Origin of the sequence: Rheinheimera sp. (assembly GCF_037442345.1) — a bacterium.
Classification (GTDB): domain Bacteria; phylum Pseudomonadota; class Gammaproteobacteria; order Enterobacterales; family Alteromonadaceae; genus Pararheinheimera.
The window spans coordinates 99,941-116,634 of sequence record NZ_JBBIQL010000010.1 but is presented as its reverse complement, the minus strand read 5'-3'; the positions used below and the strand labels follow the sequence as shown (position 1 = coordinate 116,634).

General features: G+C 53.3%; 11 protein-coding genes. 5 read left to right on the top strand and 6 right to left on the bottom strand.

Going from position 1 to position 16,694, the window contains the following annotated elements; translation table 11 throughout:
* Positions 1 to 22 precede the first annotated feature (22 nt).
* The 3 genes from WKJ04_RS07850 (at position 23) to WKJ04_RS07840 (ending at position 1,811) form a co-directional block, all read left to right on the top strand.
* Positions 23 to 835, top strand: a complete 813-nt coding sequence (locus WKJ04_RS07850; protein WP_337879925.1) for a hypothetical protein — start codon at positions 23 to 25, stop codon at positions 833 to 835.
* Positions 836 to 913: 78 nt separating this feature from the next.
* Positions 914 to 1,291, top strand: coding sequence for a hypothetical protein (locus tag WKJ04_RS07845; protein ID WP_337879924.1), 378 nt, complete (start codon positions 914 to 916; stop codon positions 1,289 to 1,291).
* 157 nt (positions 1,292 to 1,448) lie between these two features.
* Positions 1,449 to 1,811 (top strand): VOC family protein, encoded by a 363-nt coding sequence (locus tag WKJ04_RS07840; protein WP_337879923.1) that lies wholly within the window; start codon positions 1,449 to 1,451, stop codon positions 1,809 to 1,811.
* A gap of 37 nt (positions 1,812 to 1,848) precedes the next feature.
* Here WKJ04_RS07840 and WKJ04_RS07835 read toward each other — a convergent pair whose 3' ends face one another.
* From WKJ04_RS07835 to WKJ04_RS07810, 6 genes are read right to left on the bottom strand one after another with little or no spacing between them, the layout of a single operon-like run.
* Complete coding sequence (locus WKJ04_RS07835) at positions 1,849 to 4,074, bottom strand: GH92 family glycosyl hydrolase (RefSeq protein ID WP_337879922.1); 2,226 nt, start codon at positions 4,072 to 4,074, stop codon at positions 1,849 to 1,851.
* Positions 4,071 to 6,269 (bottom strand): GH92 family glycosyl hydrolase, encoded by a 2,199-nt coding sequence (locus WKJ04_RS07830; protein ID WP_337879921.1) that lies wholly within the window; start codon positions 6,267 to 6,269, stop codon positions 4,071 to 4,073. Before WKJ04_RS07830 ends, WKJ04_RS07835 begins: the two co-directional genes overlap by 4 nt.
* Positions 6,270 to 6,302: 33 nt before the next feature.
* Positions 6,303 to 7,490: an AGE family epimerase/isomerase gene (locus WKJ04_RS07825; protein WP_337842445.1), complete on the bottom strand. Its 1,188-nt coding sequence runs from the start codon at positions 7,488 to 7,490 to the stop codon at positions 6,303 to 6,305.
* Complete coding sequence (locus WKJ04_RS07820) at positions 7,490 to 8,500, bottom strand: carbohydrate kinase (protein WP_337879920.1); 1,011 nt, start codon at positions 8,498 to 8,500, stop codon at positions 7,490 to 7,492. Before WKJ04_RS07820 ends, WKJ04_RS07825 begins: the two co-directional genes overlap by 1 nt.
* Positions 8,497 to 9,741 carry a sugar MFS transporter gene (locus WKJ04_RS07815; RefSeq protein WP_337879919.1) on the bottom strand — a complete coding sequence of 415 codons (1,245 nt, stop codon included), beginning with the start codon at positions 9,739 to 9,741 and terminating at the stop codon, positions 8,497 to 8,499. The genes WKJ04_RS07820 and WKJ04_RS07815 overlap by 4 nt, the downstream gene beginning before the upstream one ends.
* A 47-nt stretch (positions 9,742 to 9,788) precedes the next feature.
* The gene (locus WKJ04_RS07810) at positions 9,789 to 12,113 is read right to left on the bottom strand and encodes a GH92 family glycosyl hydrolase (protein WP_337879918.1); all 2,325 of its coding nucleotides are present in this window, start codon (positions 12,111 to 12,113) and stop codon (positions 9,789 to 9,791) included.
* Between the two features lie 362 nt (positions 12,114 to 12,475).
* Between WKJ04_RS07810 and WKJ04_RS07805 the strand changes: the two genes are divergently transcribed.
* Positions 12,476 to 13,492, top strand: coding sequence for a LacI family DNA-binding transcriptional regulator (locus WKJ04_RS07805; RefSeq protein WP_337842441.1), 1,017 nt, complete (start codon positions 12,476 to 12,478; stop codon positions 13,490 to 13,492).
* Between the two features lie 283 nt (positions 13,493 to 13,775).
* Positions 13,776 to 16,685: a TonB-dependent receptor gene (locus WKJ04_RS07800; RefSeq protein ID WP_337879917.1), complete on the top strand. Its 2,910-nt coding sequence runs from the start codon at positions 13,776 to 13,778 to the stop codon at positions 16,683 to 16,685.
* Positions 16,686 to 16,694 lie beyond the last annotated feature (9 nt).

Genomic DNA, 16,694 nt, shown 5'->3' with positions numbered 1-16,694 from the left:
TTTTTGTTCAAGGACGATTGAAATGTTGAAGTTGTTTTTTGTGTTAGTGATCGCGCTTAGTGCTTTCACTTTGCAGGCAGAGTCGCAAGCTGAGCCCCTGAAGTTGTCGCCGGGGCTATGGGAAGGTATCAGTTCGGACGATATGTTTTACCAAGTGCTGGAAATTAATGAAAAGGGTCCGCACAGGTTAGTTTCCGCCAAATTATCGGCCGGTTTTAAACAAATTGAGTTCTATTTGTTTAGTGATGATCAGGTGAAATGCAGTGTCACTGAATGCATTGTAGAAGCCACTAATACGAGACGTCCTAACGAATTTGTCCGGCTTATTCTTACGCCTTATCTGGATGACTATTTTACAGTGCTACATATTGTGCATGATGAAACAGGCAAGCCCATTTTGAGCGACCACTACAGATTGGCGCAGCAAAAATCGCAGTCCACGGTACGGCGTTTTCTGGATGCCCGTTTACCGCAGCTGAAAGCATTGCAACCCACTTCTGCAGATGAGATGGATGGCGTCTGGATAGGTGTGATGGTTTCTTCGGTTGGAGATGCTGATATGGTGCTATTGGAATTCAGCAGCCAACAAACCTCCACTATGACCCGTTACATCAATGGTATGAGTGTCTCGCATGTGTCCAGTTTTAAACCTGAAGATGTCCGCAAGCAGGGCGAACTTTGGTTGATACAGGGGACGCATCCGATTCAGGGCAGCAACCGTCAGTTGGTGATGCAGCGCAATGGCGACACTTTTATTGAAGGCTACTGGTCAGATTCTTTAAGAGGTCATAGCTCTTATGCCGGTAGCTTCAGGTTAATCCGACTGGGTAAATAAGCTGGTTGCGATAACCAGTTCGAAATAACACTTCGATCAGTCTGGTGGTTGAAGGCTAGGTGACACAGGATCGCCCTAATGCTGCTATTGCTATTATTTGCAAGCCTGATGGCTGGTTTTGGCCTCTGGATGTTGTGCTGGCCGCAACGCTTTGCGGCAGCTGTGCAGCGTTTTTCAGAGCGGAGTTGGTTTCACCGCTTTGAGGTGGGCAGCCGGCTGGTGCTGGCACTGCTGTTTACTGGGCTGGCGTATGAGCAGCCAGAACACTGGCTGTTTTGGCTGTTGGCGCTGGTACTCTGGCTGGCTACTGGGTTTTTACTCTGGCTGGGGCCTGCTAAACACCGGCAGATGGCCAGTCGCATTGCGGTCTGGGGGCTAGCTTTTCGCTGGCTTGGATCACTGGCATTGCTGGTGGCTGCCGCGCTTATCCACTACGCCTTGAACGCCATGCTCTGAGCCGGCTGCTTGGGCTAAAAAGCAAACCATTGGTGGAGCAGCGGTATGGTGTATCGTCATGATGGTACTGACCTTGCGCCGCCGTGCAACTGCTTCAGCTTAAACTGCAGCCGCTGTAATCTGGCGGCACGTTTAACTGGGCGCTAAGGAGTCTCTGATGGCAGAAATCAGCAAAGTACGATTTGTACTGGCAGTAGCAAATCTGGAGCGATCGACGCTTTATTACCAACAGGTGCTTGGCATGCAGCTGGAGTTTGAAGCGCCGGGCTGGAGCTTTTTAGCGCTGGGCGCTTTTCGGGTGATGTTGGGGGAATGCACGGATGCCACCCCGGCGCATCAGTTAGGCGATCACTCCTGGTATGGTTACATTACGGTCGATGATGCCGCTGGCCTTTATGCCCAGTACCAGCGAACCGGTGCCGAGTTTACTCAGCCATTGGCCGACAAAGCCTGGGGCATGCGAGAGTTTGGTGTTCGCACGCCGGACGGCCACCGGCTGATGTTTGGCCAGGAGCTCTGAAGGGGCTGTTCTTTACAGCCCCTGATGCTATCTACTGTTACTGCAGGCTCAGGTTGCCGCCTTTCACCAGTTGTTGATGGCTGATAAAGCTGCTGCCAAGCGGCTGTTGCTGCCAGAGCCATTTAGAGCCCGGCTGTTGCGGGCCTTTCAGCTGGTTTTGGATGCGCACTGTGTTGCCACTGTAATAGGTGCTGCTGAGCTGAATGGTCACTTCGTCAAAGCTCGGTTGTACCAGCGCGTAATCCATCAGACCCGGGCTGACCGGGTACAGGCCCAGCATCGAAAATGCCAGCCAGGCCGATAGAGTGCCGGTGTCATCATTGCCAGGTAACCCGTCAGGTTTATTGCCAAAATGCTGCTGAATTTGCTGCTGCACCCGTGCGCTGCTGCGCCAGCTCTGGCCTGGCACAAAATGGTACAGGTAGGGGTAGGTAATGTCCGGCTCGTTGGCCATATCAAAATTCCCGGTGCTGAAGGTGGCGTCCAGCTGGGTTAAAAAGGCCTGGTCGCCGCCCAGCAATTCGATTAAACCCGGTGTGTCATGCGGCACATAAAAACGGTAGTTCCAGGCATTGCCTTCAATATAACCAGGGGCCGGCTCAAAGTTGCGGCCAAGCTCCGGGTTGTAAGGGCTTAACCATTGGCCGCTGCGCTGTTTCGGCCGCAGCATGCCGCTTTCTTGATCAAACAGCAGCCGGTAGTTTTGCGCCCGTTGCCGGTAGGTGTCGGCGTCTTTGGTTTTGCCCAGCGCTCTGGCAAACTGGCTTAAGTTAAAGTCGGCCAGGTAATACTCCAGGCTGGTCGAGACACTGCCGTCATAAGGGCCTTCGTCGTCGACCGGTACATAACCCAGCTTTAAATAGTCGCGGTTTTCCGGTCTTAACAGGTTCTGCTCTGGCTGTTCTGCCGCCCTTAGCATGGCTTTATAGGCCGCTTCGGTGTCAAAGTCGCGAATGCCACGTAAGTAACTGTCGGCAATCATCACTGTGCCGGGGTCGCCCACCATTACCTGGGTTTCCATGCCGTACAGCTCCCATTTCGGCAGCCAGCCACTTTCGTTGGCCATGGCCACGGCCGATTGCACCATTTCGCTTTGCAGCTCTGGGTACAGCAAGCTCAGCAGCGGGTGCACATTGCGGTTGGTGTCCCACAGCGAATAGACGCTGTAGCGGTTTTTACCGCCGCTATTGCCAAAGCCGCTTTGGCCCATCAGTGGGTAATCGCCGTTGACGTCCTGAATAATATTCGGGTGGATCAGGCTGTGGTAAAGCGCGCTGTACAGCAGCGTTTTGTTGTGGTCATTGCCTTTCACCTGCACCTTGTCCAGCAGCTGGTCCCAGGCGGAAACAGACTGCTGACGGGTTTTGTCAAAGTCGAAACCCGGCTGCTCTGCGTCCAGGTTGGCGCGGGCATTGGCAATGCTGACAAAGGAAATACCCAGCTTCACTTCAATCTGTTCGTTGGCTTTGGTGTTAAAACTAAACCAGGCGCCAATTTCATCGCCGGACATCTGCTGGCGGTAACCCGGGTAAGGTTTGATGCTGTTGTTGTACTGCATCCATTCGGCTTCCACCTTGTGGTACTGCGGCATCTGCTTAAAGGCGCCGGTTTGGGTTGCCGCTTTGCTGAAGCGGGCGACAAAATACACAGGCCGCACATCTTCCGGGTGGTAGCAGAAGGTGCCAATCATCCGGCTGCCTTCGATTTCCTGATCCGACACTATTGTTAAACTGCCGCCGCTTTCATTGGTCAGGCCCAGGCCTAAATTCAGCAGCAGGTGCGACTGACCGGCCGGGAAGGTAAAACGGCTTAAGCCGGTGCGTAAGGTACTGGTCAGCTCGCTGGTCACACCGTATTTATCCAGGCTGTGGCGGTAATAACCGGCGCTGGCCTGTTCGGCGGAATAGGTACTGCCGTAGGTTTTGGCATCCAGATTTAACTCGCCTGTTGTTGGCATCAGCAGCAACACCCCGGCTTCCGGGCAGCCGACACCGCTTAAATTCAGGTGGCTATAACCGGTCAGGTAACGGTTTTCATAAATGTAACCGCGCGAATTCCAGGCGGCGTCTTTCTCAAATTTATTCAGCTCGCCGCCATAGGCCACATTAAAGGGCGACACCGAGGCCAGCGCATTCGGGTACTGGGCGCCCGGGTGGGTGGCGCCGAAATTGGAGGTGCCAATAAAGGGGTTTACATACTGGCTGTTGCCCGCCAGCACTGTACAGCTGCAACCAAGCAGCAGGCCGAGTATCACTGATTTCATGGCGTTGCACTCATTTCAAATTTCAGTTCACCACCTTGCATCAGTTGCTGGTGGCTTAACATAAAGTGGTTCAGGCGCAGGTTATTCCAATACACCGCTTTGACATAAGGGTGATCGTCAGCCTGGTCGACCGTACTGATACGCAGCTGTTTGCCGTTTTCCAGCTGCACTAACGCGCTTGTGACTTCCGGGCTGCCTAACACATACTGGCCCGACACCGGGTCGACCGGGTAAAAGCCCAAAGCGCTGAATAAATACCAGGCCGACATCTGGCCTGCATCTTCGTTCCCCGCCAGCCCGTCCGGCGCCGTATGGTACAGCTCCTTCATAATGCGGCGCACCAACAGCTGGGTTTTATGACCTTGCCCCAGATACTGATACAGGTAAGGCACATGGTGGCTGGGTTCGTTGCCATGCACATACTGGCCTATATATCCTGAGATCCACTCGGGTAGTTCACCGGGTTTTTGTCCGGTGTTAAACATGGCGTCCAGTTTGGCGGCCACTGCCTGTTGACCGCCCATCAGCTCGATCATGCCCGGGATGTCGTGTGGCACAAAAAAGTTGTATTGCCAGGCATTGGCTTCGCAATAGTCTTCCGGGTGATACGCATTGGGGTCAAACGGCTGACGGAATTGCCCTTGCTGATTTTTCGCCCGCATAAAACCCGAGGCCGGGTCGAAATGCTTGCGGTAATTCATCGCGCGCTGCTGAAACTCGGCCGCGACCTGAGGTTGGCCTATGGCGTCCGCCAGCCGGGCTATGGCCGAGTCGTCAAAGGCGTATTCCATGGTCAGCGCGACGTTCCAGTTGCGCTCTTCAAAGGGCACATAGCCCAGTTGCTGGTAGCTGGCCAGGCCAAATTCCTGCTGGCTGGCACTGTGCAGCGCGGCTTGCAGCAGCTCTTGTGGGTCCAGTTCAATTTGGCCTTTTAAATAAGCGTCCGCCAGCACAGGCACCGAGTGGTAACCCAGCATCATATCGGTTTCGTTGCCTTCAAAACTCCAGACCGGTAAGCGGCCCACTTCGCGGTAATGCGCCAGCAGGCTTTGCAGCATATCGGCGTTTTGCTTGGGTTTCACCAGCGTCAGCCAGGGGTGCAAGGCGCGGAAGCTGTCCCATAACGAGAAGAACTCATAGCGTGGCTGGTCTTTGCTTTGATGAATGTTGCCGTCCGGGCCTTTGTAACGGCCGTCCACGTCGGAATAGAGCCGGGGTGCTAAAGCGGCATGGTACATCGCGGTATAAAACTGGGTTTTGTTGTCATCCGACGCCTCCACCTGAATGCGGCTTAGCTCCTGACGCCAGCGTTGTTCGGCGTCTGCGCGCAGGGCGTCAAAATTCAGCAGTGCAGGTTCGGCCAGCAGATTGGCTTTGGCGTTGTCGATACTGACCGAGCTGATGGCGGTTTGCAGCAGCAGTGGCTGGCCATTCAGTGCAAAATCCATTTCCAGCGCGATATCTACGCCTGAAGCTTCTGCTGAGGACAGGGTTTTAGCGTCGGCAATGATCTGATGGCTGCTGATCGGCTGCGACAACTGGCTGTAAAAATACACCCGCTGGTCTTTGGCCCAGCCGGTGGATTTACGGTAACCGGCAATATGGTAAGGGTCGATCACCTGCACATAAGTGGCGGTGGTTTTGTCCCAGTTGCGGCTGTAGCCTAAATCCAGCCGCACCACACCAGTGGTGGTGTTAGCCGGAAAACTGTAGCGCTGCAGACCACTGCGTGGCCCTGCCGTCAGTTCGACATTAATGCCGTAGTCTTGCAGCAGTACCTGGTAATAACCGGCTTTGGCCTGTTCCTGCTGGTGGCTGAAGGTAGAAACTATTGTTCCACCATTCGGGCCGCCTTCCGTCGGCTGGCGCTGAAAAGGCCGGGTCAGCGGCATAAAAGAAATGTCGTACAAGTCGCCAGCGCCTGTGCCGGACAAATGGGTATGGCTAAAGCCGGCAATCAGGTTATCCGGGTAGAAATAACCTGCTATCCAGTCCCAGCCGGTGCGGCCATTGTCCGGGCTTAATTGCACCATGCCATGGGGCACAGTGGCGCCAGGGTAGGTTTTGCCTTTGCCGTCTGTGCCAATCAATGGGTTTACATAAGGCAAAGGGTCAAACGCAGTGGGTGGGGTCTGTGCGCTCTGGCCGCAGCCAAATAACAGCGCCGCCGCCAGGGTCATCACAGCAACTCGCATCCATCTTCCTCCGGACCAGGGGCTTGCGCTGGCTTATGCCAGCGCTTTCAGGCCTAAAGTACGTAACACTTCAAAGCAGGCACATAAGGTGTGGTAGTCACACTTGGCACCGGCGGCGCTTTTCTGGTTGGAGTACTTGCTGTTGTCACGGTGCAACAGACGGAACCAGGCACCGTATTGGTGATCCACCATATGCTGCCAGCTGTACTGCCAGAGCGACTGGTACTGCTCCAGGTATTTGCTGTCGCCATTTTGCTGGTGCAGCATGGCGGCCGCGGCCAGGCTTTCGGCCTGCACCCAGAAATATTTGTCGTCGTCACACCACTGGCCTTGTGGGTCAAAGCCATAAATCAGGCCGCCGTGCTCAGCGTCCCAGGCTTTGCTGTAGGCTTGATCAAAGAGTGAAGCAGCGCGTTGCAGCATCCAGTCTTCCGGCGCATGGCGGTGCAAAATCAGCAGCAGTTTGGTCCATTCGGTCTGATGGCCAGGCTGGAAACCCCAGGGGCGGTACAGGTTTTTCGGGTCGTCTTTGTTGTAATCCCAGTCGATGCTGAAATCTGGTTTGTAGTGTTCCCACACCAGGCCACCGGTCTGGTCGGCCTGACGCACCGCAATGTTGTAGGCCAGGGTTTTGGCGCGTTGTAAAAACAGCGGCTCGCCACAGGCTTCGAAAGCTGCCAGCATGGCTTCACACAAATGCATATTGGAGTTTTGGCCACGGTAAGGGCTGAGTTCGCCAGCCACGCTGATTTCGTCCGCATAGAGGCCATAATCCGCCTGCCAGAAGCGCTGCTCCAGCAACTGATAAGTGTGTTTTAACGGCTCGGCAGAGTCGATCAGTTTGGCTTTGTACGCCGCCGAATAAGCCAGCAACACAAAGGCATAACCATAAGCCTGTTGGGTCATATCCAGCGGCTGATGGTTGTTTAAGGTCCAGGCGTAGGTCTGTGTTTCTGCCTGCCAGTGCACCTGCTCCAGATAGTTCAGGCCATGCTGAGCTATGGCTTTGTAATCGGCATTGTCATACACCAGGGACGCCAGCGCGTAATTGACAATAATACGGGTGCTGCTGACCAGCTGTTTAAAGTGGGTGTCAAACAGGCTGCCATCGTCCAGATAGTTCTGGTGATACCCGCCGCTTGGGTCCACCACTTTGTCGGTGTAAAAATCCAGAATGCTCTGGCAGTGCTCAAGTAAAAAGGCTTCAGAATAGAAATTCATCACAGGCTCCGGAAAAACGCTGGGTCAAAGTCGGTCGGGGACAGCTGGTGCTGTTGCATCAGCTGGGCTACGGCCTGCTGATCAGGTAAAGCCGGGAAGGCGCCCGGCAACGTCACGGCATAAGCGCCACAGAAACTGGCGAAAGTCAGCAGCTGCTTCAGTAAAGCGGCATCGCTGAATACGGCCTGCTGACTGTTCAGTACGCTCAGACCAAACAACACCCCACCAATAAAGGCGTCGCCGCCTGCTGTGGTGTCGACTGCTTTGACTTTGGGTGGCTGAATGCTGCCACTGTGTTGTTGGCCATAAAAATCGATGCGGTTAGCACCGTCAGTGACCAGCAATAAAGCGCAACCGGCGTGCAGGCAGTCCTGCAGGTACGCCTCGGATTGGCCTTGCGCTAAATACTCCAGCTCATCGCGGGAGAACTTCACTAAATCGGCTTGTTTGACCAGCGCGTTTACCACGTCGCGGTCGGCGGCTCCGGCCGCCCACAGGTTATGGCGCAGGTTCACATCAAAACTAATAAACTGACCGGCGGCTTTGGCCTGCGCGATCAGTGCTGTGGTGCTTTGTGCAATAGCAGGGGTGGTCAGCGTATTGCTGCAAATATGTACCAGGCCGTCCGGGTTGAACCAGTCCGGGCTGATTTGCGCCGGGGTCAGCATCACGTCGGCGGTTTCATGGCGATAAAAGGAAAAACTGCGGTCGCCGCTGTCGTCCAGCATCACAAATGCCAGGCTGGTTTTGGCGCTGGGGTGGCGCAGTAAAAAACGGGTATCGACACCGTACTGCTCAAGCGCAGACGACAGAAAATCACCAAATTTGTCCGCACCAACCTGGCCGGCAAAACGTGCCTGTCCACCCAGTTGTGCCACAGCAACGGCGGCATTAGCCGGTGCACCGCCCGGATACTGGCGGAATTCCGGCAGGCTGAGTGGCCCCTGGCTGGTTGCACCTATGTGCAGGAAGTCGATCAGTGCTTCGCCGAAACAAAGAACGTTTTTCATGATGTTGCCTTAGTCTCACTTGAGTTGTGGCTGATGTTGCTGCCGGATAAGGCATACCAGCCAATGTAGAAATAGGCCAGTGCTGGTACCAGGAAACTCCATTGCACCGAGCTGGCATCTGCCACCAGACCTTGCAGCAGTGGCAATAAAGCCCCACCAACAATGGCCTGACATAATAAACCTGAGCCCCGGCTGGTTAAGTCGCCCAGACCACGGATGGCCAGAGTGAAAATAGTCGGGAACATAATAGAGTTAAAGAAACCCACTGCCAGTACAGACCAAACGGCGACAGTGCCAGTGCTGTTAATAGTCACCAGCAGTAACAGCACCGCAATTACAGAGTTAAACGCCAGCACATACACAGGCGCAATCCAGCGGGTGATCAGTGCACCGGCAAAACGGCCCAGCATAGCGCCACCCCAATAATAGGACACCATCTGGCTCGCTTGTTGTTCACTCAGGCCGGCAATATCCGGTTGGGCGAAGTAGTTCACCAAAAAGCTGCCAATCGACACTTCAGCACCGACATAGACAAAAATAGCGATGGCACCAAATACCAGGTGTTTGTGGTGCCAGATGCTGTCTTTCTGCTCACTGTCGCTGGCAGCAGGGCTGCTCAGCTCAGGCAGTTGCAGAAAGCGAAATCCGATGGCGGTAGCCACCACGGCCGCAGCCAGGATTAGGTAAGGCAGCTGTACCGCTTTAGCACTGTCGGCATGTAAGGCACCAAAAATCAGCGCAGCCCCAAAGAGTGGTGCCAGGGTATGGCCTAAGGAGTTAATCGCCTGCGCCAGGCTTAAACGGCTGGCGGCGGTGCGTTCTTCACCCAGAATGGCAACATAAGGGTTGGCTGATACCTGCAAAATGGTAATGCCGCTGGCCAGTACAAACAGGCCCAGCAAAAACACCCCATAAACCGCCACTTCGGCGGCCGGGTAAAACAGCAGGCAACCGGTCGCCATGGTCAACAGGCCGGTAATAATGCCGCGAATATAACCGATGCGTTCAATCAGTTTGCCGGCCAGTGGCGACACAATGAAATAAGCACCAAAAAAACAAAACTGCACCAGCATCGCCTGAAAGTAATTGAGTTCAAAGGCGGCTTTGAGGTGTGGAATTAAAATATCGTTCAGGGCAGTAACAAAACCCCAGATAAAAAACAGGCTGGTCATGGCTGCAAAGGCAAACTGGCTGGATTTACCGCTGCTTTGCACTGCCTGAGCTGAGCTGAAAGTGGCCATAAAAATTCTCTCTGAAAAAGGCCAGAGCAGGGCTCTGGCCAGAAGGGTTAGTGGCTGGTGGACATGGAATAAGGGGCAGCATCCGGGCCTGCAAGCCGGTTTTGATTTGGCGCGGCGCCCATGCTGAACTGCAGTTCACCGCCTTGCAGCAGTGCCTGATGGCTGAGCCAGCTTTGCGCCTGGGTCTGGCCATTGAACTGCACCTGCTGCACATAAGGGTGGTCAGCCAGGTTGTTGCTGGCGCTTATGGTCAGTTGCTTGCCGTTTGGCAGGCTCAGCACCGCTTTATCAAACAGCGGGCTGCCCAGCACATACTGCGGCACACCCGGAGTGACAGGGTAAAACCCTAAAGCGCTGAACACATACCAGGCCGAGGTCTGGCCGTTGTCTTCATCACCGGCATAACCATCCGGCGTGGCAGCATAGAGTTTGTTCATCACTTCACGCAGCCGGGCTTCACCTTTCCATGGCTGGCCAGCGTAGTTGTACAGGTACAGCATGTGCTGAATGGGCTGGTTGCCATGGGCGTAGTTGCCCATATTCACAATCTGCATTTCGCGGATTTCGTGAATAGTAAAACCGTAGTAAGAGTCGTCAAACAGCGGCGGCATCTCAAATACCTGGTCCAGTTTGGCGACAAAAGCCTGGTCGCCGCCCATCAGCTGCTTTAATCCGGCAATGTCATGGAAGACCGACCAGCTGTAATGCAAGGCGTTGCCTTCGGTAAAGGCGTCACCCCATTTCAGTGGGTTAAAGGGGCTCTGGAAACTACCGTCCTGGTTTTTGCCACGCATCCAGCCGCTTTGTGGATCAAACAGCTGCTGGTAGTTATGCGCCCGCTGTAAAAACAGCGCCGCGTCGTCGGTTTTGCCAAGAGCTGTAGCCAGTTGCGACAGGTTAAAGTCGGCAAAGGCATACTCCAGACTACGGGCCACGTTTTCGTGAATGCCTGAGTCATAAGGCACATAACCCAGCTGGTTGTAGTAGTTCACGCCTTCGCGGCCGACCGACTTCACCGGCCGTCCGGCGTCCACTTCAGCGTTCTTTTTCATCGCCTGATACAGGGTGTCGATATCAAAACCCCGCACACCTTTCATATAGGCGTCGGCAATAATATTGGCCGAGTTGGAGCCGATCATCACATCGCGGTGGCCCGGGCTGGCCCATTCAGGTAACCAGCCGGATTCGTGATAGGTGTTCACCAGGCCTTGCATAATCTGGCTGTTCAGCTCTGGGTACATCAGGCTGAAAAACGGGAATACAGCGCGGAAGGTGTCCCAAAAGCCATTGTCGGTAAATAGATAACCCGGCAGCACCTGGCCATTGTACGGGCTGTAGTGCACCACCTGGTCTTTGGCGTCCAGTTCGTAGAATTTACGTGGGAACAGCAGCACCCGGTACAGGGTGGAATAAAAGGTGCGAACCTGGTCTAGATCCTGGTCGTGCAGGCGGATTTTGCTCAGTTCAGCCTGCCAGCTGGCGCGGGCTTTGCTGCGGGTTTGCTCAAAGTTATCCTTGCCAATTTCGCGCTGCAGGTTGAGTTCAGCCTGTTCAGGGCTGATAAAAGACGAGGCCACTTTCACCTGCACCTGCTCACCTTTTTTGGTTTTAAAACCAATAATGGCGCCAACATGCTGGCCTTCACTTTGAGTGCTGCCTTGCTGTAGTGCCCAGTTGTCGCCCCAGGTGTGGCTCAGCTCGAAGTCTTTATCAAACTGCAGCACAAAGTAGTTATGGAAGTTGTCCGGTACGCCGCCATGGTTGTTGCGGGCATAACCGATAATTTTGCGTTCGGCCGGAATAATCTGCACTTTGGAGCCTTTATCAAAGGCGTCCAGCAGAATGTAGCTGTGCTGGTTATCCGGGAAAGTAAAACGGAACTGGGCAGCGCGTTCAGTCGGTGCTACCTCCGCTGTCACGTCATAGTCGGCCAGGTAGACCGAATAATAATCCGGCCCTGAGGTTTCGGCTTTATGTGAAAACCAGGACGCCCGTTGTTCCTGTTCAAACTTCAGCTCACCTGTGACCGCCATCAGCGAAAAGGCGCCATAGTCGTTCAACCAGGGGCTGGGTTGGTGGGTTTGTTTAATACCACGAATAGTGTCGTCGCGGTATTTGTAAGTCCAGCCGTCGCCCATAGCCGCCGTCATCGGCGTCCAGAAGTGCATGCCCCATGGCATGGCGACGGCCGGATAGGTATTGCCATTGGATAAACTGAACTTGGAGTCGGTGCCCATCAACGGATTGACGTAGCTGACCAAGTCCTGTTGTACCAGATCCACTGGTGCCTGTTGTTGATTCTGCTGCTGGCTGCAAGCCGGTAAAACCAGACTAAAAGCGGCAAGCAGGCTGAGTTGTTTAATAGTTATCATCATTCAGCTCTGATTGTCCCGGTGTTCCTGTTGGCTGCTTTTGTGATCGCCTGGCCATTTGACACCGGTTCATTTTCCCCGGATTTTGACTGTAAACGATTACATTTGATTCTGTCCAGAAAAAAACGGTCTTGTCCTACCAGAGGGATAATAAGCACGGTAAACTGCTACTATTTGGCAAATTTGCCGACTGATGATACCGTTTACATGAAGGATTGCTGACGTAAAAGTAACTGTGAAACGTCAACTAGCCCTGGTGTTTGGCTGAGACAACCTGGCCGTGATTTGTCGGTAGGTTCAGCCTGTGAAAGGTAAAATTTTATCTGCGGATTTAAGAATTTTGTTAGGAAATTCAAAAGGTCATGACCAATATTAAAAAGGTAAGTGAGTTAGCCGGTGTGTCGACGGCAACTGTGTCCAGAACCTTGAAGTCCCCTGATCTGGTGACAGCCCAGACCCGTGAAAAAGTGATGGAAGCGGTAAAACGGGCTGGTTACCGGCCGAACTGGCTGGCCTCCAGCGTCAAATCAGGTAAATCCAATTCCATTGTGGTGCTGGTTCCCAACCTGGTGAACCCGTTTTTTATGCGCATTATTGAAGGCATAGAACAGGCGGCGCAGGAAAATGGTTATTCGGTGCTGCTGGGCGATACCCAAGGCAAAGCCGAGCGGGAAAACGAATACGCCAGCATGGTGCTGACCAACAGAGCCGATGGTTTAATTCAGCTCGACCATTCCTTTCCGTTTTCCGCTGCAGACGCCGAGCTGGCGGCCGTGGTGCCTATGGTCAGTGTCTGTGAACGCATTGAAGGGGAAAAGAAATTTCCTGTCATCGAGTTAGATAACTACGCGGCTGGCCGGGCGTTAAGCCACCATCTGATCAGTTATGGCCATCAGCGCTTTGGCATTATTGCCGGCCAGATTGCCAGCCAGATCCACCATGACCGGCTGGCCGGTATCCGTTCAGTGTTGCAGGAAGAAGGGCTGGAGTTTGACGAGCAAATGCTGGTCGGTGGCAGTTATCAGATAGAGACAGGCATCCGTGGTGTGCAGGACTTATTGAAGTTACCAGTGCGGCCAACCGCCATTGTCTGCTTTAACGACGACATCGCCATTGGTGCTTTGCACGAAATTAAACGCCAGGGCCTGCGGGTGCCGCAGGATATATCGCTGACCGGCTTCGATAATATCCGGGTGTCGGCCTATATGGACCCGCCACTGACCACAGTGGACCAACCGGCCAACGACATGGGCCGCCGCGCTGTTGAAGTCTTGCTGCAACTGATTAAACGCCAGCCACTCAAACGCAGCCGGGAGATCCTGCCTTTCCATCTGCTCGAACGTGGCAGCAGTGGCCCTGTGCCGCGCCAGACTGCTTAATTTCTGGTCAGAGATCTATTTTTATCTAAATAAAAACAACAGCTTGTCTGTTGTTTTTTCTTTTATCGCTCCAGCAAAACTGCGCTGATTCTGAGCTGATGTTGACAGCTAAATAATCCGGGGCTAGTATCTGACGCTGCCTGTAAACGATTACATTTATGTTTATGGCAATGAACTGCTAATACTTAATGGCAGTTGTGTAAGTATTAGAAATATAAAGAAATTATCGGTTCATTTTGGTTTTGATGAATACGATTACATAAAGTCCGAGGGGGAGCCGGTCATGGCTAAACGGAATTCAACAGGGTATACAGATCGTTACAAAGGCTTCGCTAAGTCTTTGTTATATATATCAATGTTCAGCACCATTGGCCTGGCTCAGGCCCAGGAAGAGCAAAGTGCTGAACAAAAGAAAGAACAAGAAGCCCAGACTGAAGTGATCGAAGTCAGGGGTATTCGTGCTTCATCGGCAGAAAACCTGGCGGTGAAGCGGATGTCTCTGGCGACCATTGACGCCATTACCTCAGAAGACATTGGTAAATTCCCGGATAAAAACGTCGCCGACTCGCTGCAGCGGGTGCCAGGTGTCACCATTCAGCGTGACGGTGGTGAAGGCTCCACTGTATCTATCCGCGGCTTATCTTCAGATTTAACTTTCACTCAGCTGAACGGCAATTTCATTGCCTCATCGCCGGGTGAACCGTCACGTTCTTTCTCTTATGCCTTGTTGCCTTCCACCATGATTGACCGGGTTGAGGTGTACAAATCCTCTGAAGCCCGTCTGGACGAAGGTGGTATCGGCGGTACCGTCTTGATGTACAGCCGCAAACCTCTGAGCATGGACGCCAACGAAGGCGTGCTGAATGTCGAATACAGCAACTCCGACATTACCGACAAAAACGAACCTCAGCTCAGCGGTATCTATTCCTGGAAAAATGACGACGAAGATTTCGGTTTCCTGTTCGGTTACACCCAGCAGGACAGAACCAACCGCACCCAGGATTCGCGCGTCAATATCATGAACCGTAACTACTACTACGGCGAAATGGTCGACAAACAAACGGTCGCTGGCGGTGCCAAAGGCTACGCAGCCCAGAGTATGGTGCAGGAAGTGCTGGAAGAAGACCGTGAACGCCGCGGTTACCAGGCCACCACCCAATGGCGCATTAACGACCGATTAGAAGTCGGTTTTAACTATTTCCGTTTTACCCTGGGTTTAAACTCCATTCTGAACCAGCTGGAATACCCGGAGTGGAATAACAACGACAACTACTGGACCGACATCCGCGTCGACGCTGACGCCGAATTTGTCACCGGCATTGATTACTCTGCTGCTGCGTCCGGTACTTTGCTGGACACGCCAATTCCGCGGATTAACGGCGAATACAAAATCGAAGAAGCGACGTCAGACACCTTCGACTTTTTTGCCGATTACGAAGGCGATAACTTTAAATCGCATATCACCTTTGGCCGCACTAAAGCTGACGGTGGCCCGACAGAAAAATACCGTGCTGCTTATTATGCCGGCGCCTCGTCAGGCTATTACGGTTATGACCTGACCAACAAAAACATGACCACCTATATGGACCCGAACATGATTGCTAATCTGGTTCAGGGCATTGGTGGTGAAGCGGATGCCGGTGCGACCGACTCCAGCTTTGTCGCAGGTACGCAGGATGAAGATTACGCCAGTATCGACGTCGACCACTTTGTGAATCTGGGCATAGTCGAAACGCTGCATTACGGTGCCAAATACCGGAAAGGTAAAATTCACCGTGAAACCCGCAATACCTTCTTCCTGGCGAAAGACTTTGATATTGCTGCAGGCGAAGCGGCCGGCACTATTGACCTGGATGATGACTACTCGAAAAACGGTGGTATTCCACTGATTACTGACGTGATTCTGCCGCAGTCGCTGCAAAACCTGTCTGGTGCTATTAATACCAACCTGTTCCCAGCGGTCGACTGGCGTAAATACCGGCAGATCATAGGGGAAAACTTCCAGAAATACACGCGTTATGAGCCGAACTATGTGTATGACGTCGAAGAGGAAATCTCGGCGGCTTATATTCAGGCTGATTACCAGTACGAGAGCCTGCGCGGTAACCTGGGTGTGCGTTTTGTCCGCACCACCACCACCACCGGCTCGTCTGACAAAATCACCTACCGCCTGGACTGGACAGACGACAGCGGCGCTGAGCTGCCAATCGACCAGCAACGGGTGGAAGATTTCGTTTATATCGAAAAAGAAAGCACAGAAACCAAAGCCTTACCTAGCCTGAACCTGGTGTGGGATATTGATGACAACTGGGTACTGCGTGGTGCGGCGTCCAAAACTATGGCTCGCCCTGGTTACAACTCCTTAGGCCGTTTCCAGACCTTAACCTACACCTCCAGCGAATACTCGGCAGACCGTTCGTCGGCGGATAACTTCGACGAAGTGATCGACGGCGAAGGCTGGACAGGTTCAGGTGGTAACACTGAACTGAAGCCATACGAAGCCACCCAGTTTGACTTGTCACTGGAGTATTACTACGGCAATGGCTCAGGTTTTGGGGCTGCACTCTTTAAGAAAGACGTGGATAACTTTGTCGTTCCGCTGATCCTGGACATTACCCAGGATATGCCGGTGGAACAGTTTGAACTGATCAACGCCGGTAACGAGCTGATCAGTGTCGGCGGCGCTAACCAGCTGGTGCGTGATTTCTCCACCTCAGGTAACGGGACCAATGCGACCGTGAAAGGGATGGAAGTCTTTATGCAGCACTTCTTCGACAACGGTTTTGGTTTATACGCTAACTACACCCGTACCCTGACCAACCAGGCCAATGTGGAACTGAATGGTGAAAAACTGGGTGAATCGCCACTGATTGGCAGCTCGAAGTACCAGATGAACTTCTCAGCCTTCTACGAAGATGACCTGTTCAGCGTACGTGCTTCGTACAACAGACGTGGCCCAACAGTCGGCAGCTACAACTCTGACTGGGAAATGAACTACTACGAAGACGTGTATGACCAGGTCGACGTCAACGCCAGTTACAACCTGACTGAGAGTCTGATCCTGTCTGCCTCCGTCATTAACCTGACCAAATCTGAGGTGTATCAGCATTTGGGCAATGACACCGACAAGCGTTTCATTATGAACGCATACAGCGGCCGCCGGTTCTACGCCGGAGCTACCTACAGATTCTGATCTGTAGCG

Bases quoted from the DNA above. Each gene is read 5' to 3' on its own strand.
- WKJ04_RS07850 (WP_337879925.1), top strand. From the start codon at position 23: ATGTTGAAGTTGTTTTTTGTGTTAGTGATCGCGCTTAGTGCTTTCACT.
- WKJ04_RS07845 (WP_337879924.1), top strand. From the start codon at position 914: ATGCTGCTATTGCTATTATTTGCAAGCCTGATGGCTGGTTTTGGCCTC.
- WKJ04_RS07840 (WP_337879923.1), top strand. From the start codon at position 1,449: ATGGCAGAAATCAGCAAAGTACGATTTGTACTGGCAGTAGCAAATCTG.
- WKJ04_RS07835 (WP_337879922.1), bottom strand. From the start codon at position 4,074: ATGAAATCAGTGATACTCGGCCTGCTGCTTGGTTGCAGCTGTACAGTG.
- WKJ04_RS07830 (WP_337879921.1), bottom strand. From the start codon at position 6,269: ATGCGAGTTGCTGTGATGACCCTGGCGGCGGCGCTGTTATTTGGCTGC.
- WKJ04_RS07825 (WP_337842445.1), bottom strand. From the start codon at position 7,490: ATGAATTTCTATTCTGAAGCCTTTTTACTTGAGCACTGCCAGAGCATT.
- WKJ04_RS07820 (WP_337879920.1), bottom strand. From the start codon at position 8,500: ATGAAAAACGTTCTTTGTTTCGGCGAAGCACTGATCGACTTCCTGCAC.
- WKJ04_RS07815 (WP_337879919.1), bottom strand. From the start codon at position 9,741: ATGGCCACTTTCAGCTCAGCTCAGGCAGTGCAAAGCAGCGGTAAATCC.
- WKJ04_RS07810 (WP_337879918.1), bottom strand. From the start codon at position 12,113: ATGATAACTATTAAACAACTCAGCCTGCTTGCCGCTTTTAGTCTGGTT.
- WKJ04_RS07805 (WP_337842441.1), top strand. From the start codon at position 12,476: ATGACCAATATTAAAAAGGTAAGTGAGTTAGCCGGTGTGTCGACGGCA.
- WKJ04_RS07800 (WP_337879917.1), top strand. From the start codon at position 13,776: ATGGCTAAACGGAATTCAACAGGGTATACAGATCGTTACAAAGGCTTC.